26 protein-coding genes and 1 pseudogene are annotated in these 26,987 nt (G+C 52.1%); 17 read left to right on the top strand and 10 right to left on the bottom strand.

What is annotated here, in order from left to right:
* Positions 1-58 precede the first annotated feature (58 nt).
* The gene (epmA, locus tag ABLU73_RS22245; protein WP_004206428.1) at positions 59-1,036 is read right to left on the bottom strand and encodes an elongation factor P--(R)-beta-lysine ligase; all 978 of its coding nucleotides are present in this window, start codon (positions 1,034-1,036) and stop codon (positions 59-61) included.
* A gap of 274 nt (positions 1,037-1,310) precedes the next feature.
* Between epmA and frdA the strand changes: the two genes are divergently transcribed.
* The 5 genes from frdA to ABLU73_RS22220 all read left to right on the top strand — a co-directional run bounded on the left by frdA (position 1,311) and on the right by ABLU73_RS22220 (position 5,251).
* A complete protein-coding gene (gene frdA, locus ABLU73_RS22240) occupies positions 1,311-3,101 on the top strand; it encodes a fumarate reductase (quinol) flavoprotein subunit (protein WP_017900930.1) in 1,791 nt (596 codons plus the stop codon).
* Positions 3,094-3,828 carry a fumarate reductase iron-sulfur protein gene (gene frdB, locus ABLU73_RS22235; RefSeq protein ID WP_004177729.1) on the top strand — a complete coding sequence of 245 codons (735 nt, stop codon included), beginning with the start codon at positions 3,094-3,096 and terminating at the stop codon, positions 3,826-3,828. The genes frdA and frdB overlap by 8 nt, the downstream gene beginning before the upstream one ends.
* A 10-nt stretch (positions 3,829-3,838) precedes the next feature.
* Positions 3,839-4,234: a fumarate reductase subunit FrdC gene (frdC, locus tag ABLU73_RS22230; protein WP_002885530.1), complete on the top strand. Its 396-nt coding sequence runs from the start codon at positions 3,839-3,841 to the stop codon at positions 4,232-4,234.
* Positions 4,235-4,244: 10 nt separating this feature from the next.
* A complete protein-coding gene (frdD, locus tag ABLU73_RS22225) occupies positions 4,245-4,604 on the top strand; it encodes a fumarate reductase subunit FrdD (RefSeq protein WP_002885526.1) in 360 nt (119 codons plus the stop codon).
* A 113-nt stretch (positions 4,605-4,717) separates the two neighbouring features.
* Positions 4,718-5,251, top strand: a complete 534-nt coding sequence (locus tag ABLU73_RS22220) for a lipocalin family protein (RefSeq protein ID WP_004206426.1) — start codon at positions 4,718-4,720, stop codon at positions 5,249-5,251.
* Here the strand turns inward: ABLU73_RS22220 and sugE are convergent.
* The 4 genes from sugE to efp all read right to left on the bottom strand — a co-directional run bounded on the left by sugE (position 5,248) and on the right by efp (position 6,784).
* Positions 5,248-5,565, bottom strand: coding sequence for a quaternary ammonium compound efflux SMR transporter SugE (gene sugE / locus ABLU73_RS22215; protein WP_004206425.1), 318 nt, complete (start codon positions 5,563-5,565; stop codon positions 5,248-5,250). The genes ABLU73_RS22220 and sugE overlap by 4 nt on opposite strands.
* A 143-nt stretch (positions 5,566-5,708) precedes the next feature.
* Positions 5,709-5,855, bottom strand: a complete 147-nt coding sequence (gene ecnB, locus ABLU73_RS22210) for a lipoprotein toxin entericidin B (protein ID WP_004206423.1) — start codon at positions 5,853-5,855, stop codon at positions 5,709-5,711.
* Positions 5,856-6,012: 157 nt separating this feature from the next.
* A complete protein-coding gene (locus tag ABLU73_RS22205; protein ID WP_004206422.1) occupies positions 6,013-6,144 on the bottom strand; it encodes an entericidin A/B family lipoprotein in 132 nt (43 codons plus the stop codon).
* 73 nt (positions 6,145-6,217) lie between these two features.
* Positions 6,218-6,784: an elongation factor P gene (gene efp, locus ABLU73_RS22200; protein ID WP_004206421.1), complete on the bottom strand. Its 567-nt coding sequence runs from the start codon at positions 6,782-6,784 to the stop codon at positions 6,218-6,220.
* A 41-nt stretch (positions 6,785-6,825) separates the two neighbouring features.
* Between efp and epmB the strand changes: the two genes are divergently transcribed.
* On the top strand, positions 6,826-7,854 hold the full coding sequence (epmB, locus tag ABLU73_RS22195) for an EF-P beta-lysylation protein EpmB (RefSeq protein WP_053810858.1): 1,029 nt from the start codon (positions 6,826-6,828) through the stop codon (positions 7,852-7,854).
* Between the two features lie 129 nt (positions 7,855-7,983).
* Here the strand turns inward: epmB and ABLU73_RS22190 are convergent, their stop codons facing one another.
* The gene (locus ABLU73_RS22190; RefSeq protein WP_048295750.1) at positions 7,984-8,628 is read right to left on the bottom strand and encodes a winged helix-turn-helix domain-containing protein; all 645 of its coding nucleotides are present in this window, start codon (positions 8,626-8,628) and stop codon (positions 7,984-7,986) included.
* A 476-nt stretch (positions 8,629-9,104) separates the two neighbouring features.
* Here ABLU73_RS22190 and ABLU73_RS22185 point away from each other — a divergent pair, with 476 nt between their 5' ends.
* From ABLU73_RS22185 to yjeJ, 8 genes and pseudogenes are all read left to right on the top strand, one after another.
* Positions 9,105-9,665 (top strand): fimbrial protein, encoded by a 561-nt coding sequence (locus ABLU73_RS22185; RefSeq protein WP_004206418.1) that lies wholly within the window; start codon positions 9,105-9,107, stop codon positions 9,663-9,665.
* Positions 9,666-9,723: 58 nt separating this feature from the next.
* A complete protein-coding gene (locus tag ABLU73_RS22180; protein WP_114506456.1) occupies positions 9,724-10,410 on the top strand; it encodes a molecular chaperone in 687 nt (228 codons plus the stop codon).
* A 35-nt stretch (positions 10,411-10,445) separates the two neighbouring features.
* Positions 10,446-12,989 carry a fimbria/pilus outer membrane usher protein gene (locus tag ABLU73_RS22175; protein ID WP_023291699.1) on the top strand — a complete coding sequence of 848 codons (2,544 nt, stop codon included), beginning with the start codon at positions 10,446-10,448 and terminating at the stop codon, positions 12,987-12,989.
* A 22-nt stretch (positions 12,990-13,011) separates the two neighbouring features.
* Positions 13,012-14,042, top strand: a pseudogene (locus ABLU73_RS22170) (fimbrial protein).
* A gap of 336 nt (positions 14,043-14,378) precedes the next feature.
* Positions 14,379-14,729 carry a hypothetical protein gene (locus ABLU73_RS22165; protein ID WP_043519271.1) on the top strand — a complete coding sequence of 117 codons (351 nt, stop codon included), beginning with the start codon at positions 14,379-14,381 and terminating at the stop codon, positions 14,727-14,729.
* Between the two features lie 102 nt (positions 14,730-14,831).
* Positions 14,832-16,118, top strand: coding sequence for an HlyD family secretion protein (locus ABLU73_RS22160; RefSeq protein ID WP_023291696.1), 1,287 nt, complete (start codon positions 14,832-14,834; stop codon positions 16,116-16,118).
* The gene (locus ABLU73_RS22155; RefSeq protein WP_043519268.1) at positions 16,111-18,234 is read left to right on the top strand and encodes a peptidase domain-containing ABC transporter; all 2,124 of its coding nucleotides are present in this window, start codon (positions 16,111-16,113) and stop codon (positions 18,232-18,234) included. Before ABLU73_RS22160 ends, ABLU73_RS22155 begins: the two co-directional genes overlap by 8 nt.
* 14 nt (positions 18,235-18,248) lie before the next feature.
* Entirely contained in the window at positions 18,249-19,112 is an 864-nt protein-coding gene (gene yjeJ / locus ABLU73_RS22150) for a YjeJ family protein (protein ID WP_044525175.1), read from the top strand.
* Positions 19,113-19,166: 54 nt separating this feature from the next.
* Here yjeJ and ABLU73_RS22145 read toward each other — a convergent pair whose 3' ends face one another.
* The 3 genes from ABLU73_RS22145 to ABLU73_RS22135 all read right to left on the bottom strand — a co-directional run bounded on the left by ABLU73_RS22145 (position 19,167) and on the right by ABLU73_RS22135 (position 21,756).
* Positions 19,167-19,520, bottom strand: a complete 354-nt coding sequence (locus ABLU73_RS22145; protein ID WP_004206410.1) for a DUF4156 domain-containing protein — start codon at positions 19,518-19,520, stop codon at positions 19,167-19,169.
* A 258-nt stretch (positions 19,521-19,778) separates the two neighbouring features.
* On the bottom strand, positions 19,779-21,425 hold the full coding sequence (groL, locus tag ABLU73_RS22140) for a chaperonin GroEL (protein ID WP_002885441.1): 1,647 nt from the start codon (positions 21,423-21,425) through the stop codon (positions 19,779-19,781).
* Between the two features lie 37 nt (positions 21,426-21,462).
* Positions 21,463-21,756: a co-chaperone GroES gene (locus ABLU73_RS22135; RefSeq protein ID WP_004152420.1), complete on the bottom strand. Its 294-nt coding sequence runs from the start codon at positions 21,754-21,756 to the stop codon at positions 21,463-21,465.
* Between the two features lie 233 nt (positions 21,757-21,989).
* Between ABLU73_RS22135 and yjeH the strand changes: the two genes are divergently transcribed.
* Entirely contained in the window at positions 21,990-23,240 is a 1,251-nt protein-coding gene (yjeH, locus tag ABLU73_RS22130; protein WP_004206408.1) for an L-methionine/branched-chain amino acid transporter, read from the top strand.
* A 50-nt stretch (positions 23,241-23,290) separates the two neighbouring features.
* Here yjeH and ABLU73_RS22125 read toward each other — a convergent pair whose 3' ends face one another.
* Positions 23,291-23,767 carry an FxsA family protein gene (locus ABLU73_RS22125; protein WP_004206407.1) on the bottom strand — a complete coding sequence of 159 codons (477 nt, stop codon included), beginning with the start codon at positions 23,765-23,767 and terminating at the stop codon, positions 23,291-23,293.
* A gap of 337 nt (positions 23,768-24,104) precedes the next feature.
* Here ABLU73_RS22125 and aspA point away from each other — a divergent pair, with 337 nt between their 5' ends.
* A complete protein-coding gene (gene aspA, locus ABLU73_RS22120) occupies positions 24,105-25,541 on the top strand; it encodes an aspartate ammonia-lyase (RefSeq protein WP_002885424.1) in 1,437 nt (478 codons plus the stop codon).
* Between the two features lie 114 nt (positions 25,542-25,655).
* On the top strand, positions 25,656-26,957 hold the full coding sequence (locus tag ABLU73_RS22115) for an anaerobic C4-dicarboxylate transporter (RefSeq protein ID WP_017900073.1): 1,302 nt from the start codon (positions 25,656-25,658) through the stop codon (positions 26,955-26,957).
* Positions 26,958-26,987: the final 30 nt, after the last annotated feature.

Below are 26,987 nucleotides of genomic sequence, written 5' to 3'. Positions count from 1 at the left end.
GGATCAGGGCAGACCTGTCACCTCCCTCGCCCGCAGGCGGCGGGAGGTGACAGCGCCATCAGGCGCGGTCGACCGTAAAGGCGATCACCTCGCCGATGCTTTCAGCGCCCAGCGCCAGCATCACCACGCGATCAACGCCCAGTGCCACGCCGGAGCAGTCCGGCAGCCCCGCCTCCAGCGCCGCCAGCAGGTTGTTATCGATGGGCTGCTGCGGGAGACCGCGCGCGGCACGCTTGCGGTTGTCCTGCTCAAAGCGCAGGCGCTGCTCATGGGCGTCGGTCAGCTCGTGGAAACCATTTGCCAGCTCAATCCCTTTGTAATAGACCTCGAAGCGCTCCGCGACCCGATGATCTTCCGGGCTGATCTGCGCTAAAGAGGCCTGAGTCGCCGGGAAATGATAAATGAACGTCGGCCGATCTTTGCCGATGTGCGGCTCCACGCCCATGGTGAACAACAGTTGCAGCAGCGTGTCGCGATCTTCTTCAGTATCGGCGATATTGCTCAGATCCAGCTTCGCCGCGACTTCGCGCAGCTGCGCTTTATCGGCAGAGAGCGGGTCAATATCCAGATGACGCTGGAACGCCTGCTGATAGGAGAGGCTTTCCGCCGGCTGGCACTCCAGCACCTGCTGCAGCAGATCGTCCACCTCGTTGATCAGGCGATACATGTCATAGCACGGACGATACCACTCCAGCATGGTGAATTCCGGATTGTGATGACGCCCCATTTCTTCATTACGGAAGCTACGGCACAGTTGGAAGACCGGGCCACAGCCCGCCGCCAGCAGGCGCTTCATATGGTATTCCGGACTGGTCATCAGGTACAGATTGAGTCCCTGTGAGTGGCCCGGGCCGACGAAACGGGTTTCAAACGGGAACAAATGGATATCCGTTACCGTCGCCTGACTCATGCAAGGCGTCTCCACCTCCAGCACGCCGCGATCGGTAAAGAAACGGCGGATTTCCGCCATCACCGCCGCGCGTTTCAACAGATTGGGAATGGGTGCGCTCGGCTGCCAGGTTGCCGTCTCGCTCATTGTACTTTCTCCGATTGCAAACAAGGGCACGAAGTCTACTCGCAACCGGCGAGTGAAACAAATTTTGTGCAATCCCCGGCAGATTACATGCCATTAATCTATCGTTAACCTAAATGCATAAATATCACTGATAAATAACCGCACATATCGATAAAAAAATCGAACACGTCAATTTTCCATACTGACCCTACGGCTATACTCCTGTACCTATAAAGGAGCAGTGATACTTTTTCGCCAGCCCGGCGGCGAAATACACTAAAACTGGAGGAATGTCGTGCACACTTTTCAAGCCGATCTCGCCGTAATTGGCGCCGGCGGGGCAGGCCTTCGCGCCGCTATCGCCGCCGCCCAGGCCAACCCCAATGCCAAAATCGCCCTGATTTCTAAAGTCTATCCGATGCGCAGCCATACGGTCGCTGCAGAAGGGGGGTCCGCAGCCGTTGCCCAGGATCACGATAGCTTTGAGTACCATTTTCACGACACCGTCGCCGGAGGCGACTGGCTGTGCGAGCAGGATGTCGTCGACTATTTCGTTCACCACTGCCCGACGGAAATGACCCAACTGGAACAGTGGGGATGCCCGTGGAGCCGCCGCCCTGACGGCAGCGTTAACGTCCGGCGCTTCGGTGGCATGAAGATCGAACGCACCTGGTTTGCCGCCGATAAAACCGGCTTCCACATGCTGCATACCCTCTTCCAGACCTCCCTTCAGTTTCCCCAAATTCAACGCTTTGATGAACATTTCGTCCTTGATCTGCTGGTCGATGACGGCCAGGCCCGCGGCCTGGTGGCGATGAATATGATGGAAGGCACGCTGGTGCAGATCCGCGCCAACGCGGTGGTGCTGGCCACCGGCGGCGCCGGACGCGTCTATCGCTACAACACCAACGGCGGCATCGTTACCGGTGACGGGATGGGTATGGCGCTGGGCCACGGCGTGCCGCTGCGCGATATGGAGTTCGTTCAGTATCACCCGACCGGTCTGCCGGGTTCCGGGATCCTGATGACCGAAGGCTGCCGCGGTGAAGGCGGGATTCTGGTCAACAAAAACGGCTATCGCTATCTGCAGGATTACGGCATGGGCCCGGAAACCCCGCTCGGCGAACCGAAGAACAAATATATGGAGCTGGGCCCGCGCGACAAAGTGTCCCAGGCCTTCTGGCACGAATGGCGGAAAGGGAACACCATTCCCACGCCGCGCGGCGACGTGGTCTACCTCGATCTGCGCCACCTCGGCGAGAAAAAGCTGCTGGAGCGCCTGCCGTTTATCTGTGAGCTGGCGAAAGCCTACGTCGGCGTCGACCCGGTGAAAGAACCGATTCCGGTACGCCCGACCGCGCACTACACCATGGGCGGCATCGAAACCGATCAACAGTGCGAAACCCGCATCAAAGGGCTGTTTGCCGTGGGCGAATGCTCGTCCGTTGGTCTGCACGGCGCCAACCGCCTGGGCTCCAACTCGCTGGCCGAGCTGGTGGTCTTCGGCCGCCTGGCCGGGGAACAGGCCATGCGGCGCGCCGCACAAGCGGGCGAAATGAACGGCTCCGCCCTCGATGCGCAAGCTGCCGATGTGGAGCGTCGTCTGAAAGATCTCGTCAACCAGGAGGGTAACGAAAACTGGGCGAAAATCCGCGACGAAATGGGGCTCTCGATGGAGGAAGGCTGCGGCATCTACCGGACGCCAGAGCTGATGCAGAAAACTATCGACAAGCTGGCTGAGCTGCAGGAGCGCTTTAAGCGCGTGCGCATTACCGACAACTCCAGCGTATTCAACACCGATCTGCTTTACACCATTGAGCTGGGACACGGTTTAAACGTTGCCGAATGTATGGCGCACTCGGCCATCGCCCGTAAAGAATCGCGCGGTGCGCACCAGCGTCTGGATGAAGGCTGTACCGAACGCGACGACGTCAACTTCCTCAAACATACGCTCGCCTTCCGCGAGGCTGATGGCACCACCCGCCTGGAATATGGCGATGTGAAGATCACCACGCTGCCGCCGGCGAAACGTGTTTATGGCGCTGAGGCGGAAGCGGCTGAGAAGAAGGAGACCACCCATGGCTGAGATGAAAAACCTGAAAGTCGAAGTGGTGCGTTACAACCCGGAGGTCGACACTGCACCGCACAGCGCATTCTATGACGTGCCTTATGATGAACAGACCTCGCTGCTGGACGCGCTGGGCTACATTAAAGACAACCTGGCGCCCGACCTGAGCTACCGCTGGTCCTGCCGAATGGCAATCTGCGGCTCCTGCGGCATGATGGTCAATAAGGTGCCGAAGCTGGCCTGTAAAACCTTCCTGCGGGATTACACCAAAGGTATCAAGGTTGAGGCGCTGGCCAACTTCCCGATCGAGCGCGATCTGGTGGTGGATATGACCCACTTTATCGAAAGTCTGGAGGCCATTAAGCCGTATATCATCGGTAATAACCGCACTCCGGACCAGGGACCAAACAAGCAGACGCCAGCCCAGATGGCCAAATACCATCAGTTCTCCGGTTGTATCAACTGCGGGCTGTGCTATGCCGCCTGTCCGCAGTTCGGCCTGAACCCGGAGTTTATCGGCCCGGCGGCGATCACCCTCGCCCACCGCTATAACGAAGACAGCCGCGACCACGGCAAAAAGGAGCGCATGGCGCAGCTTAACGGCCAGAACGGCGTCTGGACCTGTACTTTCGTGGGCTACTGCTCGGAAGTCTGTCCGAAGCACGTCGACCCGGCGGCCGCGATCCAGCAGGGCAAGGTGGAAAGTTCGAAAGACTTTCTTATCGCCACCCTGAAACCACGCTAAGGAGTGCATTATGACGACGAAACGCAAACCCTACGTCCGGCCGATGACCTCCACCTGGTGGAAAAAGCTGCCATTTTATCGCTTCTACATGGTGCGGGAAGGTACGGCGGTACCGACAGTATGGTTCAGCATTGTGCTGATTTACGGGCTGTTTGCCCTCAAGCACGGCGCTGAAAGCTGGGCGGGATATATCGGATTCCTGCAAAATCCTGTGGTAGTGATCCTTAACCTGATCACCCTGGCGGCAGCGCTGCTGCACACCAAAACCTGGTTCGAGCTGGCGCCAAAAGCCGCCAACGTCATCATCAAAGGCGAAAAAATGGGGCCAGAGCCGGTGATTAAAGGTCTCTGGGTGGTGACGGCGGTGGTCACCGTGGTGATCCTGTTTGTCGCCCTGTTCTGGTAAGGAGGCTGAGATGATTAATCCCAATCCGAAACGTTCCGATGAACCCGTTTTCTGGGGGCTGTTTGGCGCTGGCGGCATGTGGGGCGCGATTGTCGCGCCGGTGATGGTGCTGCTGGTGGGCATTTTGCTGCCGCTGGGGCTCGCCCCCGCCGACGCCTTCAGCTATGAGCGCGTGCTGGCCTTTGCCCAAAGCTTTATCGGCCGCGCGTTCATCTTTCTGATGATTGTCCTGCCGCTGTGGTGTGGGCTGCATCGTATTCACCACGCCATGCACGACCTGAAAATCCATGTGCCAAACGGCAAATGGGTCTTCTACGGTCTGGCGGCGATCCTCAGCGTCATTACTCTGGTTGGCGTACTGTTTATCTGATCCTGCAAGAGCCCGGCAGCAATTCTGCTACCGGGCTCGCTTCATAGAAAAATCTTGCCGCCTTTGCACTGCCGGACTCTACACTTAGCTTAAAAGCCAGCAAGGAGCATACCATGCGTATCCTGCCGATAATCACCGCGGTCGCCGTCTCGTTCCTGTCTGTCGCCTGCAGCACCCCTGCCCCGCCGCCAGGCGTCACCGTGGTCACCCCCTTCGACGTTCAGCGCTATCTGGGTACCTGGTACGAAATCGCCCGCTTCGACCATCCTTTTGAAAGCGGGCTTGAAAAGGTCACGATCGCCTGGCAGCCGCGCGATGACGGCGGTCTGGACGTGGTCAATAAAGGCTATAACCCCGACCGCGGCATGTGGCAGAAAACGGACGGGGTGGCGTATTTTACCGGCGAACCCAGCCGCGCCGCGCTGAAGATCTCCTTCTTCGGCCCCTTCTATGGCAGCTATAACGTCATTGCGCTGGATAAGGAGTATCGGTACGCGCTGGTCTGCGGCCCCGACCGCGACTATCTCTGGCTACTGGCGCGAGCCCCCACCATCGCCCCGGAAGTCAGGCAGCAGATGCTGGATATTGCCACCCGGCAGGGTTTTGATATCAGCAAACTGGTCTGGGTCAATCAGCGCTACAACTAGTGCGCGCTGATCTTCAGGCCAATGATGCCGACCACGATGCAGACAAGACTGGCGATACGCATAGCGCTGGCGGATTCACCTAACAGTACGATACCGGTCACAGCGGCGCCCACGGCGCCGATCCCCGTCCAGACGGCGTAAGCGGTACCCACCGGCAGGGTTTTCATCGCCCATGAAAGCAGCGCCATGCTGACGACCATCGCGACGATGGTGATGACGCTGGGAACCAGGCGGCTAAAGCCATGGGTATATTTCAGGCCGACGGCCCACACCACTTCCAGCAGGCCAGCGATAAATAAGACTATCCAGGACATAAGGCTCCTTTGCTGGGGCCGTCCCCGGATGAGAAACGCTTACGGGTCGTCCCGTAAGGTGGATGAAAAGTCGTAGTGAGTATATCCAACAGAATGGGGGAAGTGAAGAACGGTACGGCGCAAAACCGTACCGTCGAAGGCTGTTATTGCTGAGCTTTGGTTGCTGCGCCAGAGATTGCGCTGCCGCCCTCTGAAATATCCTGACCCACACCGCGCGTGGTGTTACAAGCGGTCAGTGCTGAAGAGAGGACCAAAACCGTAAAGAACGCTGCAATCGTTTTTTTCACCATAATGTCATCCTTAGTGTCAGTTTTGTTTTCATGCCCTATAAGCATAGACAAACCGTCCACAGATGAAGGGATCTTTGCGTTTTTTAAGAGAAAAGGAGTATTCGTGAAGGAAGCAGGCGCACCGGAAGGCGAGCGCGGCAGGCGAAACGGAAGGAAGTCAGCTTACAGCGCGAGAGATGGCGTGGCCCAGGCCCTGAATATCTTCACCGAAACCGCGGGCGGTATTGCAGCCAGACAGCAGTGCGCTGCTCAGAAACAGTAACGCCAGGAGTTTTACGCTGCGCTTCATGTGTCGTGCTCGTCGTGCCAGTACAGAAAGAGCGGCGCAGCACAGAGGCTGCGCCAGTCATCATGACGTGAAATTACTTCACGCGGGATACGTATTCGCCAGAGCGAGTATCCACTTTAATTACTTCGCCAATCTGGACGAACAGCGGCACTTTAACCACAGCGCCAGTAGACAGGGTCGCTGGTTTACCACCGGTACCCGCGGTGTCGCCTTTCAGACCTGGGTCGGTTTCAACGATTTCCAGCTCAACGAAGTTCGGCGGGGTGACCGCGATCGGCTGGCCGTTCCACAGGGTTACGATGCACTCAGCCTGATCCAGCAGCCATTTGGCATTGTCACCGATCGCTTTCGCGTCAGCAGACAGCTGTTCGAAGGTTTCGTTGTTCATGAAGTGCCAGAACTCACCGTCGTTATACAGGTAAGTCAGGTTCATATCGACAACGTCCGCGCCTTCTGCAGAATCAGTAGATTTGAAGGTTTTCTCAACGCGGGTGCCGGTCAGCAGACGGCGCAGCTTAACGCGCGCAAACGCCTGGCCTTTACCTGGTTTAACGAATTCGCTGGCTTCTACCGCATAAGGTTCGCCATCTAACATGATTTTAAGACCAGCACGAAAATCGTTGCTATAGTAAGTCGCCATAAGGCCCTCTGAAATTGTTTAACTGGTAGCTAAGCCACAAAATGGCGCATATTGTAACCCTAAATACCCCATCCAGAGAAGATTGGATAACGCAACTTGCCAATGTTGTGACCAGTCCTGATGAACTGCTGCGTCTTTTAAATGTAGACGCTGATGAAAAACTGCTCGCCGGACGTGAGGCCAGACGCCTGTTCCCGCTGCGCGTCCCGCGCGCGTTTATTGCCAGAATGGAGAAAGGCAACCCTGACGATCCGCTGCTTCGTCAGGTACTTACCGCCGAAGAGGAGTTTATCGTCGCCCCCGGCTACTCCACCGATCCGCTGGAAGAACAGCACAGCGTCGTGCCCGGCCTGTTGCACAAATATCGCAACCGGGCCCTGCTGTTGGTGAAAGGCGGTTGCGCGGTCAATTGCCGTTACTGCTTCCGCCGCCACTTCCCTTATGCCGAAAATCAGGGCACCAGGCGCAACTGGCAGACGGCAATGAACTATATCGCTGAGCATCCGCAGCTTGATGAAATCATCTTCTCCGGCGGCGACCCGTTGATGGCGAAGGACCATGAGCTTGACTGGTTAATGACCCAGCTGGAAGCCATTCCGCACGTTAAGCGTCTGCGTATTCACAGCCGCTTGCCAATCGTTATCCCGGCGCGCATCACCGAGACGCTGGTCAGCCGCTTCCACCGTTCGTCGCTGCAGGTGATCCTGGTTAACCACGTCAATCACGCTAATGAAATTGACGGCGAGTTTCGCGCGGCGATGGCCATGCTGCGTCAGGCGGGCGTCACGCTGCTTAACCAGAGCGTGCTGCTGCGCGGGGTGAACGATAACGCGCAAACCCTGGCCGATCTCAGCAATGCGCTGTTCAATGCCGGGGTAATGCCCTACTACCTGCACGTGCTGGACCGGGTACAAGGGGCGGCACACTTTATGGTCAGCGATGATGAAGCCCGTGAAATCATGCGTGAACTGTTGACCCTCATCTCCGGCTATATGGTGCCGAAGCTGGCGCGAGAGATCGGCGGCGAACCCAGCAAGACGCCGCTGGATTTAGGACTGAAGCAGCGTTAGCCCCCCTCCCTTGTCTGCCAGGTCGTGCTGGCAGACATCTTAATATGAATACACCGCCAGGTTGGGGCTAACATACTCGGCAATCCACTTTACCGTTACCTTCTCGATATAAACCCCAGCGGCGGCGTATTATCGATGTAACACGATCAGTACGATAACATTGATAACTATCATCACGACAATCAGCGCGATTAACCAGGTGGGAACTTTAAAGGTTATATGTAATCGTTCCGATACTTTCTCTGCCACCTTCACGCTATTTTCCCGCCTATCATTCTCCTGGATTGCTAAATTCACTGGTAGTGGAAGACTTAATTTATGGTCAATTTTCCCCGTATCATTGAAAATGACATCAGCAGTTTTACTACTGTGAAAATGCGTTAATCTTTCCCGATTCATATTCTCGCACTCTTCATCCGAGAGCGGGATAACTAAAGTATCCGGGGCGACGCTAAAGCCTTTTTGTCTGACGGTGATAATGATATCCTCAGATAGTCCGGCTTTGAGCAGCGATTTTCTCAACAAAGAGATATTTTGATAAAATGTATTTTGCGAAACTACCACTCCCCGTGTTTCCCATACAGCCGCCAGAAATTCATCCCGAGAAATCACTTTGCCGCAATTCTGCAATAGCAGCAGCAAGCATCTGGCGGTAGGCGCATTGAGGCTGATGCTCTCCCCATCCCCGGCAAGCGGTCGCAGCTCATTCATATTGGCATTAAATATAACCTCCTGATTAATTATACAGCCATTAAATAATGCAATATCATCCATATCCTTGCCCCACGCAACCCTATTATCCATAACAAAAATAAATAATCCCAGCTAAAACATGGCGTGAACATTATCGCTTCAGGCAGAAGCGGGGTCAGTTCACATTGAACTTCAGCTTTGAGGATACCGCATAAAAAATGACAGGCGATAGTTATCTTGTTTAAAAGCCACATTTTCGGATTAAATTTATCTCAACCAAACTCAACATCTCATTAGAAAAGGTCATTATTAAATTCACGTGTGCTTCATCAAGAATTCACAAGCATTTTTTGCACCAGACTTTTAAATTACCCCCGCTTCTCCATGGTTCGCTATGGCAAGTGATATTGTAGCGTCGTTCACAGGAAGGTAGGTTTCAGCACTATATAAGGAATGCTGGCGCTTATTTTCAATATCAATAGGAATGTATACTCCATTCCCATGATAACTGTTATCGATTCTACACAGGACTAAGTATCTATATATGGATTAATTAAATGAAAAAGACAATCGTAGCTGTAATGGTCGCTGCTTCTGCAGTTCTGAGTGCTCAGGTAATGGCAACCAACACCGCTCAGGTAACTGTACTGGGTGAAGTCTCTGATGCAGCTAACTCTTGCGTCGTGACTCCGACGGGTACCCTGAACAACGGTATCGTTCAGCTGATGACCGTGACCACTACCGAAGCGAATGCTGAAGCGGCTGGTGCTCTGTTTAAAACTCAGGACTTCGGTTTTGACGTGAAAGACTGCGCACAGGGTAGCGCCACTCCGGTTACTGCTGTAACCGTCAATGTGACCGGTGCCTCCAGCAACGCTAACATCCTGGACAACACCGCACCTGGCGGCGCTACCGGCATTGGTATCGGTATCCAGCGCGTACGTGATGCTCACCGCGTAGGCTTCGACGGTTCTGACCTCATGACCGAAAGCTACACTGCAGCTGGCGGCACTCAGCTGAAGTACACCACTGGTTATGTGAAAGTGAACTCCGCGACTCCGGTTACCGAAGGTCCGGTTAAAGGTGTTGCGACCTTTACTATCGATTATACCCTCTAATTTTTCCCCGAAGGGCTCCGCTTCACAGCGGGCCCTTTTTCGCATTCAGAGAAAAACCATGTTCAGGAACTTATTAAATATCACCGCATCCTGTGCATTACTCCTCAGTAGTATTGCCCATGCTGGTATTGTGATTGAATCCACACGCTACCTCTATAAAGAAGGTGCGCGTGAAATCACCGCGCAAATCGAAAATAAAGATGACATCCCTTATCTGATTAAATCCTGGGTTGAAGCGCCGGCAGGGAAAACGCCCTCTTTTATGGCTACACCTCCGTTATTCCGCCTTGAGGGTAAGCAGCAGAATACCGTGCGTCTATTTTCTACCGGAAACGTCAATGCCCCGAACGACCGGGAATCCATATACTATTTTAACGTGATGGCCATCCCGCCGGCGGACGATGAGAAAGCCAACGCCAATACTATTCAACTGGCGGTCCGCCACCGCATGCGTCTGGTCTATCGTCCAAAAGCACTTTTCGACCTTTCTCCAAACATTGAAGCCAAAAAAATCGAATGGCGGAAATCAGGCACAAAACTGACGATTAAAAATCCGACACCGTTTTTCTTCTATTTCCATAGTGTTCAGATTGGTAGCAAAGAAGTGAAGCCGGAAGTCAACTCGGTCGCTCCAATGACGACCAAAGAAGTGACATTAAAAGAAAATATCAATGCCTCCAGCGTCAACTGGAAAGTAGTTAATGATTATGGCGGAGCAGGATCGCTCTATTCCTCATCGCTGTAATAAGAATTTTATTTTATCATTATAGGGATGTGTCTATGCCAAATAAGAATAATGGATTATTCAAACTATCCGCGGTCTTCCTCGCAATGCTTCCGGCATTGCTTTCTGGTTTGAATAATAAAGCGCAAGCACGTGACTTTTTCGATCCCTCATTCATTAGCTCATTGAATGGTAGCGATCCATCAACCACTCCCGACTTATCTATTTTCCAGACGCAGAACGCACAGGCGCCAGGGGATTATCGGGTAGATATCATGTTTAATGGTCGCTATCTGGATACCAGGACAATGAAGTTTGTTGCGAATAGCCGTGCCACTGGGAATAATCGAGAGCCCGCCCTGGTGCCCTGTTTGAGCCTGAAAACATTGGCAGAGTATGGCGTACGGGTTAAAGCCTTTCCCGAACTGGTCGAGGATAAAAACGGCTGCGCCAATCTTTCAGTCATCCCGGATACCAAAGCGGATTTCGACTTTACCGTCCAGCGCTTGAATATATCCATTCCGCAGGCGGCACTATCTACCACCGCGCAGGGATATATTCCACCGGATCAGTTTGATGACGGCATCAACGCCCTGCTGGTGAACTATCAGTTCAGCGGCTCAAACGACATGCAGGCCAATGACGAATACTACAGCCTGAACCTGCAGTCTGGCCTCAACGTTGGCCCATGGCGTATCCGTAACCTCAGCACCTGGAATAAAAACAACGGCGATGCGGGTGATTGGGACTCAGCCTATCTCTACATGCAGCGCAGCATTCGTCCCATCAACAGTAACCTGGTGATGGGCGAGAGCTCGTCACTCTCAGGCATCTTTGACAGTGTACCGTTTACCGGTATTCAACTGGCCACCGATACATCAATGTTGCCGGAAAGTATGCGCGGCTATGCGCCGATTATCCGTGGTATCGCCAAAACCAACGCCCGTGTCTTCATTAAACAAAACGGCTACCAGGTATACCAGACCTACGTGGCGCCTGGCGCGTTTGAAATCACCGATATGTACCCGAGCGGCGGTAGCGGCGACCTTTACGTCACCGTGGAAGAGTCCGACGGTTCTAAGCAGGAGTTCGTCGTACCGTTCGCTACGCTGCCGGTGATGGTCCGTGAAGATCAGCTGGAATATGAAATTACGTCTGGTAAATATCGTCCTTACGACGGCGGGGTCGATGAAACGCCCTTTACGCAAGCTACCGCGACCTACGGTGTCTCAAGCAGCCTGACGCTTTATGGCGGGGTGCAGGCCGCATCGCGCTATCAGGCCCTGTCAACAGGCCTCGGCTATAACCTCGGCGAGCTTGGCGCCGCCTCGGCAGACGTCACCCAGGCCTGGTCAAAAATGAAAGACGACGAAAAGACCTCTGGGCAGTCATGGCGTGTCCGTTACGGGAAAAATATTATCGAAACCGGTACAAACGTGACTATCGCTGGCTACCGCTATTCCACCCGCGGATTTAATACCCTCTCTGAAGTGTTAGATAGCTATTCTAATGATGGCAAGTATACTCCTCGCTCGCTGCGCAACCGCACCAATCTGACGCTGAATCAAAGCCTGGGTAAAGGCCTCGGCAGTCTGTCTATCAGTGGATTGATTGAAGATTACTGGGACGATAAGCGCACCAACAAGTCGATCAGCGTGGGGTACAACGGTGGCTTCCGCAATGTAAACTATTACCTCGGGTACAGCTATAACCGCTATACCTGGAGCGGGAATAACTCCGGGAAAGACGCCCAGGACGATCAGCGTATCTCGCTGACCGTCACGCTGCCGCTGAGCAACTGGCTACCGGGCACCTATACCAGTTATCAGTTAACCAACAGTAATCCGGGGTCTACCGATCAGTCGGTCTCCATCGGTGGTAACGCGCTGGATAACGACAGCCTGGAGTGGAGCCTGCAGCAAGGATACAGCAACCGGGAATACTACAGCGGCGATATGCGCGCAACCTATAACGGCGCCCGCGGCAGCGTCAATGCCGGTTACAGCTACGATCGCGGTAGCGAGCGTATAGACTATGGCGCCAACGGCAGCATTGTCGCTCATGCCGATGGGGTCACGCTTGGTCAGGACATCACCGATGCCGCCGTACTGGTTAAGGCCCCAGGTTTGGATAACGTCAAGCTGGCCAACGATAACACCATCACCACCGACTATCGTGGTTACGCCATCGTACCTTATGTCACGCCTTATCGTCGCACCGATATCACCCTCGATAGTACTTCGCTTGGCGAAGATATGGAGCTTCCGGAAACCACGCAGAGCGTCGTTCCGACACGCGGCGCCATCGTGCGGGCCAATTATGCCGGTAATATCGGCCAGCGCGCATTTGTCCATCTGAAAACGGCCAGCGGCCAGGACGTACCTTATGGTGCGATGGTGTTACTCGCCGGGAGCAGCCAGGCACAGCCAGGCATCGTCAGCGACGCCGGGATGGTCTATATGTCCGGCCTGCAGCAAACCGGAATACTTAACGTGCAATGGGGCAAAAGCGCGGCGCAGCAGTGCAATGCTTCCTTTACTTTACCGGCCAGGGAAGGCAAAGCGGCTGGCATCAGTCAAATCGAAACAATTTGTCGCTAATATTGACCAAGGACAATAAAGAATGAGAAAAACACTGATTTTTCTATCTATATTATTATGTTGCTGTGAAGCAGCTGCCAAATGCGATTATGATGGTTCCGATGGGCAAGCAGTATTTAACTTAAGTCCTAAAATCGCAACGGATCCAACAATACCCGTTGGTACAGTTTTGTATACCAAAAAAGTTGGTACCGGACACTATAAAACCTTTGAATGCAGCAAGATAATGGGTGATCAGTATATCATTACCTCATCCGCACCCGAGGTCTCTGGTGTCACGGGTATAATGGGAAAACCGGTCTATGAAACGGGGATTGATGGTATTGGTTTTCAGTTTTCAGTTTTCAGTTTTCAGATATTCTGGACAGCAAGCATGGTTCAATTAAACCCGCAGTAGCACAATCTACGATTGTGCCAATTTTAAAGTCGAATGATGACTACAGATTTATGACAGTATGGTTAATAAAAACAAAACCTGTCATTGATACATCCGGCGTCAGTACCAATCCGGTATTTAAATTCTCAGCGGGTAACTTAAGCACCAACCCCAGGGCGTCAGATCGTCTGTTAATGACTGCGTCTCTGAAATTCAAGAGTATTTCTTATAAGGCGACCTCCTGTGATATTTCTGTGTCTGGACCGAGCCAAATCACCTTAAATACAATTGAAAAAAATACATTAATGTCAATCCCTCGGGGTGGCACAACCCCATCACAGAAAACTATCACAATGGACGTTTCATGCCCAGCGGGTTCAATTGGTAATAAACTTTACTATTGGTTTAACCCAGTTAGTGGCACCAGTCCTGCGGGGAATGGCATCATCGATAATCTGCTAACAGGAGGCGGAGCAGCAAGCAACGTTGGCATTATCTTCAAAAAAGACAATAGTCCCGTTATATTTTATGACGCAGAGACCTACAGTATTGCCAGCGCTCAAGCATCGCAAAAAATTAACTTTACCGCCGATTATTACCGAATGAGCGACAACAGCGCTGAAGTCTCGGCCGGGCATGTAAAAGCGATACTTGAGGTAGTAGTTCAGGAAGAATAAAGAGAACCATAATCTCATAAAAGGTGGATAATGATATCCACCTTTTTTATTTTTCCATACATAATCAAAAGCATTATGATATATACGGATGAAAGTAATGCACTACAATTTGAGTCACGTCCATAATAATAACTTAATTTAACTTGCTAAAATTAATATTGCTTTGTGAATCTATAAAATAATTAGATTAGATTAGATTCAGAATGAATCTGAAATTTCATCAATAATTCACATTAAGTTGAGTTGATTCATACTACAGCAACGACTATCTTCTCTGCGGACCAACTTCCGGTCTGGAATGAACATATAATTTTAATTTTAGTTAAAGGACTAATCATGCATCAATTAACTGTATTTGAAATGGAAGAGATTTCTGGCGGCGCGCTGACTGATACTCTTACCGATATTATGACCTGGGCTGCTAAAGAAGTAGGCGCCATCGCTCTGGGCGCCTCTCTGGGGGCGATTTTTGGTACAGGTTACGCTGGACGTTGGGGCGGCGTAAGCGGCGGTATCTTTGGTATCGGCTCGATTGGCCAGGGTGTAGGAATGATTGCCGGGGTTATTCTCGGTGGCGTCTGCTTTGGTATTGCTGCGGGTATCGTTGGCTGGGATATGACGCTGCATTATGCAACAGGTGTAATGGATGCCGTTTATGATGGCACATTAAACTTCTGGAGCAATTAATTTACGCCTCAGCTGTTTGCTCAACGTTTTGTTGACATTCTTTACTAAGTAAATAGGGCCTGAAATATCGGGCCTTTTCATTTCATTATGTAAGTGATAATTATGTTAAGAAAAATCTATCGCAAGGAAGCGATCGAATACAAAAAGCATCACTGGAAAGGAAAGGCTTTGCTGCTAGCAGGGCTTCCAGCATGGCTTATTGCATTACTTTCTTTTGCCTTTTTAGCCATTCTAATAACCACCACAATATTTTGTACCTTTACCCAACGCATTGATGTTCGTGGGGAAGTTATTACTTTACCTCATTCTGTCAATGTTTATGCGCCACAGCAAGGGTTTGTTATTTCCCAATATGCAAAAGTCGGTGACCTTGTCGCCAAAGGACAGTCTTTATATGAAATTGACATCTCCCGAAATACAACAACAGGCAACGTCAGTACGGCGCAAATAGAAGTCATTAATGAAAAGATTGCGAACGCTGAAGATATCATCACCAAACTTTCTCATAATAAAGAAGAAACTCGCTTATCTTTAGATAAACAGCTAAAAACCATCAATGATTCGTTAAAAGAAACTAACCGCATGCTGGTTAATGCGCAGACTGGTTTAAAGAAAATGCATGATAATCTTTCCAGTTACGATAAATATCTTCGTGATGGCCTTATCACCAAAGATCAGTATAACTATCAGCATTCATTATACTTTCAACAACAGAGTACCTATCAGTCTTTGGTCAGTCAGAAAATGCAACTGGAATCCCAGGTAACCCAGTTAAATAGCGATAAAATCACAAAAACGGCAGATTTTGACAACCAAATATCATCTCAGGAAAACCAGATTAATGATTACAAAAACCAGTTGGTTGAATCAAATGCCAATGGTAATGTCATTATTAAAGCAACCACAGAAGGACGCATTGAATCGCTGGCTGTAACAAAAGGACAAATGGTCGACAAAGGCAGCAGTTTAGCGCAAATCAAACCCACTGGTGATATAGAATATTATCTTATTTTATGGTTACCTAATAATAGCATACCTTACGTCAAACCGGGTGATGTCATTAACATCCGCTATGATGCTTTCCCATCCGATAAATTTGGGCAATTCCCGGGGAAAATACTTTCAATATCTTCGGTCCCGACATCCCGACAGGAACTGTCTGAATACACTAATGTTAATAATGGAACGAACCAGCAGGAACTGGCACTCTATAAAACCATTGTCAAAATTGAAAACAAAACCTTTAATTACAATGGTAAAACGCTTTCGCTTTCGAATGGACTGAAGGCTCAAGCCGTTGTATTTCTCGAAGAGCGCCCACTTTATATGTGGATGTTTACCCCTGTGTATAAGATAACTCAAAGCATTACTGGGCCAATCCATGACTAACGAATTGTTCAAAACCATTGTTGCAAAACTAAATTTTTCTCTGGTTAACAAAACGCCTGTTATTCTACAGTCAGAATCATCGGAATGTGGAGTTGCCTGTCTGGCGATGGTCTGTGGTTATTATGGGTTAAATATCGATTTATTTAATTTTCGTCAACGATTCGGTAGCCCCTCACAGGGCTCCTCACTGCTGTCTCTAAGCAAAACAGCCGAGCAGGCTGGTTTAAAAAACCGTGCGCTAGCGCTCGACCTCGATGAAATAAAACAGCTTAAGCTTCCCTGCATCATCCACTGGGGAATGAACCACTATGTAGTCCTTACAAAAGTAAAGAAAAACGGATTTGTGATTCACGATCCCGCGCTGGGTAAACGAATCATTGGCATCAGTGAGATGTCAAATAATTTTACCGGCGTTGCGCTTGAACTCTGGCCTGATCATAACTTCCAACAAGAGGAGGCGAAATCCCGTTTACGACTCCTGGATTTAATGCATAAAATTGTTGGTTTAAAATCGGCGCTGATTAAGATCTTTGCTTTCTCTGTTGTGGTAGAAGCGATTGGCCTCCTGTTGCCTATTGGTACACAGTTAGTAACTGACCATGTCATTATGGCGCACGATGAAAGTTTACTCTCTGTTATTTGTATTGGTTTAATATTTTTTACGCTATTCCGCACGTTTATTAGCATGCTCCGAGCATGGACGTCGTTGACGTTGAATACGTTGACAAACATTCAATGGAAAACAACGCTATTCGATCATTTGGCAAGTTTGCCATTATCTTTTTTCGAGAAAAGACACTTAGGTGATATCCAGTCTCGTTTCTCGTCTCTGGATACCATTCGTTCAATTTTTACCAACAGTATCGTCACTGGCATCATCGATTCGATAATGACGATCGGTTTGTTAGTCATGCTGACATTATATGGCGGCTGGTTAGTCTGGGTCGTCATTGGCTTTACCGCCTGCTATGCGATTATGCGCTTCGCTACCTATAGTTTTTATCGGCGCGTAACGGAAGAGCAGGTCGTTAAAGGGGCGCGTGCTAACTCTCACTTTATGGAATCACTTTATGGCATTTCCACGATCAAAGCATTAAATTTAAAAGAACGTCGCTCGCAGCATTGGCTGAATCTTAACGTTGATGCCAGTAACGCAGGTATTAAGCAAACTCGCTTTGATATGATGTTTGGTGGGATTAATACCTTTATCACCTCTATCGATCAGGTGGTGGTACTGTGGTTGGGTGCCATTATGGTAATTGATAATGAGATGACGCTCGGTATGTTTATGGCATTTAATGCTTATCGAGGCCAGTTTTCTCAACGTGCATCGAATCTCATTGATTTGGTGATGCAGCTTCGTATGCTCTCGCTTCATAATGAACGTCTATCTGAAATCGCCTTTAGCGAACCGGAAAAAGAACTTCCATCCCGACGTGTGTTTACAGCAAACACCGGCGTGAAACTTGAAGTCAGGAACCTGAGTTATCAATACGATCCTTTTTCACAACCCATTTTTACCAATCTGAATATAACGGTTGCCCCAGGCGAGTCTGTCGCGCTAATTGGCCCATCTGGCGTTGGCAAAACCACGCTGTTGAAAGTCATGTGCGGTTTGCTTTCACCTGACTCCGGCGAAATACTGGCGGATAATCTGGAGATTCAAAAAATTGGTTTAAATAACTATCGTCTCGGTATCGCCTGCGTACTTCAGGAGGATCGTCTCTTTTCAGGTTCACTTATCGATAATATCAGTGGTTTTGATGATAACCCCGATTTGGAATTCGTAATGGAATGTGCCAAACATTGCAACATCCATGATGAAATCATGAAGATGGCTATGGGATACGAAACCATTGTCGGCGAACTGGGGCTGGGCATTTCCGGCGGTCAAAAGCAGCGTATCCTGATCGCTCGTGCTTTGTACCGTAAACCGAGTATTCTGTTTATGGATGAGGCAACTAGTCACCTGGATCTCAGAAATGAGTCGGTCATCAATCAGTCGATTTCAGCGTTAAGTATCACCCGAATTATTGTCGCGCACCGGCCATCAACCATTGCATCAGCCGATCGCGTTATTGACCTCTCACAATCGAAGTCGATGGCTACCGCTTAATAAAGGAGAAGATTATGCAAGGAACGTTTATTGGTTTTAATACTGCAGGAATTACTTTTGAAGAGCGTTTCCTGGCGCTGTTACTTAAGGTCAAGAAAGCGAATGATACCTGTGAGATTTTCTATCTTCAGGCACCCGTATTATCCGACCTGCTTCTGATATTGCAAAGTAGAATGGCCTTAATTTTTCAGCGACTTGAAAATAAAGGCGAGGCTTACAAAGATGAGATTATCGCTTATAACGAAACACTCGTAACCCATATCCCCACGGTAGAAATGGCTGAAATACAACAGCCTTCTCCTGAGCGGCGTATAATGTCTATTACGCTTAAACCTGGCGAAACGCAGTCAACGCTGATCCTGGTATTTCAGGATGAGCAAATTAAGACGTTAACTATTGATGACCGACAGGTTGAAGCCCTGATAATCGGTATTCAACAGGCATTAAAAACAGTCGGCGATCAGGAACTTATCCAGTATTTAAGTTCAAATATGGATTTTTTAATGTGCTACAGCGTCGACTTAACTACTCAGCCGAATATTGATTACCAGCAGTATCCCCAGGAAGAATGGAAGCTAAACCTGTTTTCCCATTATCTGGGCGTGCTCTATTGCTGCGAGACGGACGAAGGCAAGAAAATTGTCTCCGGAGCGGTGGTAAAAACCAGTGCGCCACATTTATCTGAAATGGAAAACAGCGTGGTAGTACGCCTTATTGAGAAAAGCCCCAAGCTTAAGGCGATGCACACGGCGCTGGCGCCATGCCAAATCTTCAGTACCATTATTCCTTCCCAGCCAGGAAGAATGCTCAGCCTGGAAGAGTGTCTGCGTCCCCTGCATGCCTTCTATCTGGAGAAGAAAGCGGAGCTTAACGCCTGACCCTCTTCTACCGGTCACGCCTCTCTCTACGCTCGCAGAGAGAGGCATCGCGCATCAGTTCGGGCACTTATATACCTGGCCGTTCATCTCGCTGTCGGTGGGCACAAAGCTCGACAACAGATTTTGCGTCGGGCTGCTGACGCCATAAATCACGTTGCCGCCCATGGCTGCCGCCTGGTTACGCAGGGCGTTAGCCGCACCGCGCATGGAGCCACCCTCATCGCCATTCTGGCCGGAGAGCCAGTTACTCTGTTTACCCGTCGCGGTCCCTAACAGCTGACACTCTGCGCCCGGCTTCTCCTGTACAAAACGCACATTCTGGCCGGCAGAGGTTAATTCATTGCTGGAACTGCAACCTGCTAACAGTAAGGCTGCGCCGGCAATCCCTGCTAAATATTTTACCTGCATGTTATTCCCCATGATCGATGAGCTGGACGCACTGGCCCGGATGTAAACCTGTCATCCTTCAAACTGCGTCGGCATGAGCCGCTTTCATTCCTTACCCGGTCGCGCTTGTCAGTCGCTTCCGATACGAAGGTGCTTGCCGCTCTGATACAGCTTAAATGATTTTATGTATAAGCCTTATACTAAAAAGCGCACCAAAAGAAAAACCCCCAGCCATTGCTGGCCAGGGGTTTCTGCTTTTTTATGCTGTATAGCGCACGATTACATCATGCCGCCCATACCGCCCATGCCGCCCATGCCGCCAGCAGCACCTAAATCAGGCGCGTCGCCTTTCGGCAGGTCGGTCACCATGCACTCGGTGGTGATCATCAGGCCAGCCACGGAAGCCGCGTACTGCAGTGCAGAACGGGTTACTTTGGTTGGGTCCAGGATACCGAAGTCGATCATGTTGCCGTATTCTTCAGTTGCCGCGTTGTAACCGTAGTTACCGTCGCCTGCTTTCACGTTGTTCGCGACAACAGACGGCTCTTCACCGGCGTTGGACACGATCTGACGCAGCGGCGCTTCCATTGCGCGCAGCGCAACTTTGATACCGACGTTCTGATCTTCGTTCTGACCGGTCAGGCCAGCGAGTTTCGCAGCAACGCGAACCAGCGCTACGCCGCCGCCAGCCACCACGCCTTCTTCAACCGCAGCACGGGTTGCGTGCAGGGCGTCGTCGACACGTGCTTTTTTCTCTTTCATTTCAACTTCGGTAGCTGCACCGACTTTGATTACTGCCACGCCGCCAGCCAGTTTAGCGACACGTTCCTGCAGTTTTTCACGGTCATAGTCGGAGGTTGCTTCTTCGATCTGCTTACGGATCTGAGCAACACGGCCCTGGATTGCGGACTCTTCGCCAACGCCATCGATGATGGTGGTGGTGTCTTTATTGATAACCACGCGTTTCGCCTGGCCCAGGTCTTCCAGAGTTGCTTTTTCCAGCTCCATACCGATCTCTTCAGAGATAACGGTACCTCCGGTCAGAGTAGCGATATCCTGCAGCATGGCTTTACGACGGTCGCCGAAGCCCGGCGCTTTCACCGCAGCCACTTTAACGATGCCGCGCATGGTGTTAACCACCAGGGTCGCCAGCGCTTCGCCTTCAACGTCTTCAGCGATGATAACCAGCGGTTTGCCCGCTTTCGCTACAGCTTCCAGAACCGGCAGCATTTCGCGGATGTTGGAGATTTTTTTGTCAGCCAGCAGGATGAACGGGCTTTCCAGCTCAACGGCGCCGGTGTCCGGCTTGTTGATGAAGTACGGGGACAGGTAGCCACGGTCGAACTGCATACCTTCAACCACGTCCAGTTCGTCTTCCAGGCCAGTACCGTCTTCAACGGTGATCACGCCTTCTTTACCGACTTTGTCCATCGCTTCCGCGATCAGTTTACCTACGGTTTCGTCAGAGTTAGCGGAGATGGTACCTACCTGAGCGATAGCTTTGGAGTCAGAGCACGGAACAGACAGCGCTTTCAGCTCTTCTACTGCAGCCAGTACCGCTTTATCGATACCGCGTTTCAGATCCATCGGGTTCATGCCTGCAGCAACAGCTTTCAGGCCTTCGTTCACAATGGCCTGCGCCAGCACGGTTGCGGTGGTGGTACCGTCGCCTGCCGCGTCGTTCGCTTTAGAGGCAACTTCTTTCACCATCTGCGCGCCCATGTTTTCAAACTTGTCTTCCAGTTCGATTTCACGAGCAACGGAAACGCCATCTTTGGTGATGGTCGGCGCGCCGAAGGATTTGTCCAGAACCACGTTACGGCCTTTCGGGCCCAGGGTCACTTTAACTGCATCTGCCAGTACGTTTACGCCGCGCAGCATTTTTACACGAGCGTCGTTACCGAATTTTACGTCTTTTGCTGCCATTTCTTATATTCCTCAAATTCGTTCAGGGTCGTGCGAATTAAGCTTCAACAATTGCCAGGATGTCGCTTTCGGACATGATCAGTACTTCTTCGTTGTCGATCTTTTCAGTCTTCACGCCGTAGCCATCGTTGAAAATCACGATGTCACCAACTTTAACGTCCAGCGGCTGCACGGTCCCGTTTTCCAGGATGCGGCCTTTACCGACAGCGATGATTTCGCCACGCGTTGACTTAGCTGCTGCAGAACCGGTCAGAACGATGCCGCCCGCAGATTTGGTTTCAACTTCTTTACGTTTGACGATCACACGATCATGTAACGGACGAATACTCATTGATAGCTCTCCTTCGAGAAAGTCATTATCAGTTATGGGTGACGCCGGGCCGAACGCGGTTTACCGGCTAGTGCAGAGAGAGATGGGGATGGCCATTTCCGGCTTCAAGGGCAAAATTAAAAAAAAATTTTTACCTTTGCGCTGGCACGCAAAAAGCGGCGTCACCGGGCAACCGGTCATAAGGAAAAGCGATTGTGATACTCTCTTTCTTTTTACTGGCGCAGGATGGAATCATGAGTGGTTTAAAACAGGAGTTAGGGCTGGGACAGGGAGTCGGGTTGCTTTCCACCTCACTGCTGGGCACTGGCGTTTTCGCCGTCCCGGCGCTTGCGGCGCTGGTCGCTGGCGATAACAGCCTGTGGGCATGGCCGTTGCTCATCCTCCTTGTTTTTCCGATTGCCATCGTCTTCGCCCTGCTGGGCCGCCATTTCCCCAGCGCGGGCGGCGTGGCCCACTTTGTCGATATGGCCTTTGGCCCACGTCTGGCTAGCGTCACCGGCTGGTTATTTTTATCGGTTATCCCGGTCGGGCTCCCCGCCGCGCTGCACATCGCCACTGGCTTCGGCCAGGCGCTGTTCGGCTGGCATGATGCGCAGCTGTTGCTGGCGGAGCTAGGTACCCTGGCTATCGTCTGGTGGGTCGGTTCACGCGGCGCCAGCTCCAGCGCCAACCTGCAGACCCTGGTTGCCGTGCTGATTGTCGCGCTGATCGTCGCCGTCTGGTGGCGCGGCGGAATAAGCCCGGCGCAAATCCCCTTCCCCGCCCCGGCGGCGATCGACCGCGGCCAGCTCTTCTCCGCGCTGTCGGTGATGTTCTGGTGCTTTGTCGGGCTGGAAGCCTTTGCCCATCTCGCCTCGGAGTTTAAACATCCCGAGCGCGATTTTCCCCGCGCGCTGATGATAGGCCTGCTGCTTGCCGGCTCGGTCTACTGGGCCTGTACCGTGCTGGTGTTGCACTTCCACGCGTTTGGCGAGGAGATGGCGGCGGCCGCGTCTTTACCGAATATCGTGGTCCGCCTGTTCGGCGTCGAAGCGCTGTGGGTGGCCTGCGTCATCGGCTATCTCGCCTGTTTCGCCAGCCTTAACATCTATATTCAGAGCTTCGCCCGCCTGGTCTGGTCGCAGGCGCAGCATAAGCCGCAGAGCTACCTCGCGAGGCTGTCGCCGCGGCAGATCCCGCGCAACGCCCTCAACGCCGTGCTGGGCTCCTGCGTGGTCAGCACCTTGTGTATCTATTTTCTCGATATCAATCTGGACGCGCTGATCGTCTATGCCAACGGCATTTTCATCATGATCTATCTGCTGTGCATGCTGGCGGGCTGTCGTTTGCTGCGCGGGCGCTATCGGCTGCTGGCGGCGGTGGGCAGCATTCTCTGTCTGCTGCTGCTGGCGATGGTCGGCTGGAAGAGTTTGTACGCGCTGGTGATGCTGGCGGCGCTGTGGTTGTTTTTACCGAGACGCAAGCTGGCGACAGGCAGCGTATAGGCGCAATAAGAAAGCGGCCCGGTCGCGTCTGCTGACCGGGCCGATAAACGTTAATCGCGGCGATCGTCCTTATGGTCCAGACGGTCGCGCTGTTCGTCCTTGCGCTGGAATTCCCCTTCGAAGGTCTCTCCACCGCCAGTCCCGGCGCTGAAGCCGCCGCCCGGCATCCGGCTGAAGCGCAAATGCGGCATCAGCTTCATCGTCAGGTGCTTCTGCACCGGGGGCAAAAGCAGCAGCAGGCCGAGGAAATCGGTAAAGAACCCCGGGATCAACAGCAGCAGGCCAGCGATAATGAGCGAGACGCTTTTGATCATCTCCGCCGCCGGGCTCTCGCCCGCGGCCATCTTCTGCTGCATCAGCAGGAAGTTTTTGAAGCCCTGGTTACGCACCAGCGACATCCCCACCACCGAGCTAAAGATCACCAGGATCAGCGTCATAAAGACGCCCAGCACGTGCGCGACCTGGATAAAGATCGATATCTCAATGTACACGTAAAGAAAAAAGGCAATAAACGGAATCCAACGCACCGGCGTCTCCTTCATCGACAGGCACCGAGTTCGGCCCCCGTAGTTATCAATTTGCTGATTGCATCCCACTAAGATGGGGATGCTGAGCGGCTTTTCAATCAGCGGAAATGCTTATTTTTTCCAGGAATAGGAAAGCGGTGACCCATTTCACAGATTAATAAATCTTCTCACACCCGCGATGTAATAAGTGATCAAGCTTACTGATATTCGCTATCATCAGCATATGATCTTGGGCACCGGGCCGGTTAAGGAAATAATCGTCGGCCAGAAAATATACTGAATACTGGATATTCTGTGTATTTGGTGAATTCATTGGCAGCTTGAAAAGAAGGTTCACATGTTAAACAACATTCGTATCGAAGAAGATCTGTTGGGCACCAGGGAAGTTCCCGCGGACGCTTACTACGGCGTTCATACTCTGCGAGCGATTGAAAACTTCTACATTAGCAACAGCAAAATCAGCGACATACCAGAATTCGTGCGCGGCATGGTAATGGTGAAGAAAGCCGCGGCGCTGGCAAACAAGGAGCTGCAGACCATTCCCAAAAGCGCGGCAAATGCGATTATCGCCGCCTGTGACGAAGTCCTGAATAACGGCAAATGCATGGACCAGTTCCCGGTCGATGTCTTCCAGGGCGGGGCCGGCACTTCCGTAAACATGAACACCAACGAAGTCCTGGCGAACATCGGCCTCGAGCTGATGGGTCACCAGAAAGGTGAATACCAGTATCTGAACCCAAACGATCACGTTAACAAATGTCAGTCCACCAACGATGCCTACCCGACCGGGTTCCGCATCGCGGTGTATGCCTCCATCCTCAAACTAATCGATGCGATTAAGCAACTGGGCGAAGGTTTCCAGGCGAAAGCCGTAGAATTCCAGGACATCCTCAAGATGGGCCGCACTCAGCTGCAGGACGCGGTGCCGATGACCCTCGGCCAGGAGTTCCATGCCTTCAATGTGCTGCTCAATGAAGAGACCAAAAGCATTCTGCGCACCGCGGAGCTGCTGCTGGAGGTGAACCTTGGCGCAACCGCCATCGGCACACGTCTCAACACCCCGGACGGTTATCAACAGCTGGCGGTACAGAAGCTGGCGGAAGTGAGCAACCTCCCGGTCGTTCCGGCGGAAGACTTGATTGAAGCCACCTCGGACTGCGGGGCGTACGTCATGGTCCACAGCTCGCTGAAACGCCTGGCGGTGAAACTGTCCAAGATCTGTAACGACCTGCGCCTGCTCTCTTCCGGACCGCGCGCGGGCCTCAACGAAATCAACCTGCCTGAACTGCAGGCTGGTTCTTCTATTATGCCGGCGAAGGTTAACCCTGTGGTGCCGGAGGTGGTCAACCAGGTCTGCTTTAAAGTGATCGGCAACGACACCACAGTAACCATGGCCTCCGAAGCCGGGCAGCTGCAGCTGAACGTAATGGAGCCAGTGATCGGCCAGGCGATGTTCGAATCTATCCATATTCTGACCAACGCCTGCTACAACCTGCTGGAGAAATGCGTCAACGGCATTACCGCCAACAAAGCGGTGTGCGAAGGTTACGTCTATAACTCCATCGGTATCGTTACTTACCTCAACCCGTTTATCGGCCACCACAATGGCGATATCGTCGGCAAGATCTGCGCCGAAACCGGGAAGAGCGTGCGGGAAGTGGTGCTGGAGCGTGGGCTGCTGACGGCGGCGGAGCTGGATGACATTTTCTCCGCGCAAAACCTGATGCATCCTGCTTATAAAGCGAAGCGTTATACCGATGAAAGCGAACAGTAATCTTTCCGGATAGTCATTCAAAGGCATGTCAGCGATGACATGCCTTTTTGCTTTTTAGTTTTACTAAAATACAACAATCCAATATCAACTTGTTAAAAAACAAGGAAGGCATATATGTTTGGTGCAGAACTGGTTATTGTCCTGCTGGCGATTTATCTCGGCGCCCGGCTCGGCGGCATCGGTATCGGCTTTGCCGGTGGCCTTGGCGTCCTTGTCCTGACGCTTATTTTTCAAATTAAACCGGGTGCGATCCCCTTCGACGTTATTGAAATCATTATGGCGGTGATTGCCGCTATCGCCGCCATGCAGGTCGCAGGCGGGATGGATTACCTCGTCAGCCTCGCCGAACGGATGCTGCGTCGCCACCCGAAATATATTACCTTCCTTGCCCCGCTGGTGACCTGGTTTATGACCGTGCTCGCCGGCACTGGCCATACCGCCTTCTCCACGCTGCCGGTGATCACCGAAGTGGCCAAAGAGCAAGGCATCCGTCCGTCCCGTCCGCTGTCGATTGCGGTGGTGGCCTCCCAGATAGCGATCACCGCTTCGCCTATCTCCGCCGCGGTGGTGTTCTTTGCCGGGATCCTGGAGCCGCTGGGCGTTAGCTACCTGATGCTGTTGGCCATCTGTATTCCGGTCACCCTGCTGGCGGTAATGCTCACCGCTATCGTCTGCAACTTCCTCGGCTGCGAGCTGAAAGACGATCCTGTTTACCAGGAGCGGCTGGCCAAGGGTGAAGTCAGTCTACGCGGCAGCCAGGTATTTGAACTGAAGCCGCACGCCAAACGTTCCGTTCTGCTGTTTCTGATCGGCATCGTGGCGGTGATGTTCTACGCTACGGCCATCAGCGATACCGTCGGCCTGATCAAAAACCCTGTACTACCGCGTAACGAGGCGATCGTGGTGTTTATGCTGACCATCGCCACCCTGATCAGCATCACCTGCAAAATCGACACCGGCGAAGTGCTCAATGCCAGTACCTTTAAGTCCGGGATGAGCGCTTGCGTCTGCGTGCTCGGCGTCGCCTGGCTGGGGGATACCTTCGTTAAAGCGCATATCAGCGACATCCAGGCCGTGGCCGGCGACTTGCTGCAAAACTACCCGTGGCTGCTGGCGGTGGTGCTGTTCTTCGCCGCCACGCTGCTCTACTCGCAGGCGGCCACCACCAAAGCGCTGATGCCCGCCGCGCTGCTGCTGGGCGTCAGCCCGCTGACGGCGATTGCCTCCTTTGCCGCGGTCTCGGCGCTGTTCGTCCTGCCCACCTACCCGACCCTGCTGGCGGCGGTGGAGATGGACGACACCGGCTCAACCCGCATTGGTAAATATGTCTTTAACCACGCCTTCCTGATCCCCGGCGTTATCGCTATCACCCTGTGCGTGATCCTGGGTTTCATCTTCGGCGGGATTATGCTGTAAATGCCGTCGGCAGCGGGCCCCGCGCGGGCC

Source organism: Klebsiella sp. GG_Kp175 (assembly GCF_040062325.1).
GTDB lineage: Bacteria > Pseudomonadota > Gammaproteobacteria > Enterobacterales > Enterobacteriaceae > Klebsiella > Klebsiella quasipneumoniae.
The sequence above is the reverse complement of the archived record's forward strand: the minus strand, read 5'-3'. Positions and strand labels throughout refer to the sequence as shown.

Bases quoted from the DNA above. Each gene is read 5' to 3' on its own strand.
- yjeH (WP_004206408.1), top strand. From the start codon at position 21,990: ATGAGTGGTTTAAAACAGGAGTTAGGGCTGGGACAGGGAGTCGGGTTG.
- ecnB (WP_004206423.1), bottom strand. From the start codon at position 5,855: ATGGTGAAAAAAACGATTGCAGCGTTCTTTACGGTTTTGGTCCTCTCT.
- efp (WP_004206421.1), bottom strand. From the start codon at position 6,784: ATGGCGACTTACTATAGCAACGATTTTCGTGCTGGTCTTAAAATCATG.
- ABLU73_RS22185 (WP_004206418.1), top strand. From the start codon at position 9,105: ATGAAAAAGACAATCGTAGCTGTAATGGTCGCTGCTTCTGCAGTTCTG.
- yjeJ (WP_044525175.1), top strand. From the start codon at position 18,249: ATGCAAGGAACGTTTATTGGTTTTAATACTGCAGGAATTACTTTTGAA.
- sugE (WP_004206425.1), bottom strand. From the start codon at position 5,565: ATGTCCTGGATAGTCTTATTTATCGCTGGCCTGCTGGAAGTGGTGTGG.
- frdC (WP_002885530.1), top strand. From the start codon at position 3,839: ATGACGACGAAACGCAAACCCTACGTCCGGCCGATGACCTCCACCTGG.
- ABLU73_RS22180 (WP_114506456.1), top strand. From the start codon at position 9,724: ATGTTCAGGAACTTATTAAATATCACCGCATCCTGTGCATTACTCCTC.
- ABLU73_RS22175 (WP_023291699.1), top strand. From the start codon at position 10,446: ATGCCAAATAAGAATAATGGATTATTCAAACTATCCGCGGTCTTCCTC.
- ABLU73_RS22165 (WP_043519271.1), top strand. From the start codon at position 14,379: ATGCATCAATTAACTGTATTTGAAATGGAAGAGATTTCTGGCGGCGCG.
- frdB (WP_004177729.1), top strand. From the start codon at position 3,094: ATGGCTGAGATGAAAAACCTGAAAGTCGAAGTGGTGCGTTACAACCCG.
- ABLU73_RS22115 (WP_017900073.1), top strand. From the start codon at position 25,656: ATGTTTGGTGCAGAACTGGTTATTGTCCTGCTGGCGATTTATCTCGGC.
- epmA (WP_004206428.1), bottom strand. From the start codon at position 1,036: ATGAGCGAGACGGCAACCTGGCAGCCGAGCGCACCCATTCCCAATCTG.
- ABLU73_RS22155 (WP_043519268.1), top strand. From the start codon at position 16,111: ATGACTAACGAATTGTTCAAAACCATTGTTGCAAAACTAAATTTTTCT.
- ABLU73_RS22145 (WP_004206410.1), bottom strand. From the start codon at position 19,520: ATGCAGGTAAAATATTTAGCAGGGATTGCCGGCGCAGCCTTACTGTTA.
- ABLU73_RS22190 (WP_048295750.1), bottom strand. From the start codon at position 8,628: ATGGATGATATTGCATTATTTAATGGCTGTATAATTAATCAGGAGGTT.
- ABLU73_RS22160 (WP_023291696.1), top strand. From the start codon at position 14,832: ATGTTAAGAAAAATCTATCGCAAGGAAGCGATCGAATACAAAAAGCAT.
- frdD (WP_002885526.1), top strand. From the start codon at position 4,245: ATGATTAATCCCAATCCGAAACGTTCCGATGAACCCGTTTTCTGGGGG.
- epmB (WP_053810858.1), top strand. From the start codon at position 6,826: ATGGCGCATATTGTAACCCTAAATACCCCATCCAGAGAAGATTGGATA.
- ABLU73_RS22135 (WP_004152420.1), bottom strand. From the start codon at position 21,756: ATGAGTATTCGTCCGTTACATGATCGTGTGATCGTCAAACGTAAAGAA.
- aspA (WP_002885424.1), top strand. From the start codon at position 24,105: ATGTTAAACAACATTCGTATCGAAGAAGATCTGTTGGGCACCAGGGAA.
- ABLU73_RS22205 (WP_004206422.1), bottom strand. From the start codon at position 6,144: ATGAAGCGCAGCGTAAAACTCCTGGCGTTACTGTTTCTGAGCAGCGCA.
- ABLU73_RS22220 (WP_004206426.1), top strand. From the start codon at position 4,718: ATGCGTATCCTGCCGATAATCACCGCGGTCGCCGTCTCGTTCCTGTCT.
- groL (WP_002885441.1), bottom strand. From the start codon at position 21,425: ATGGCAGCAAAAGACGTAAAATTCGGTAACGACGCTCGTGTAAAAATG.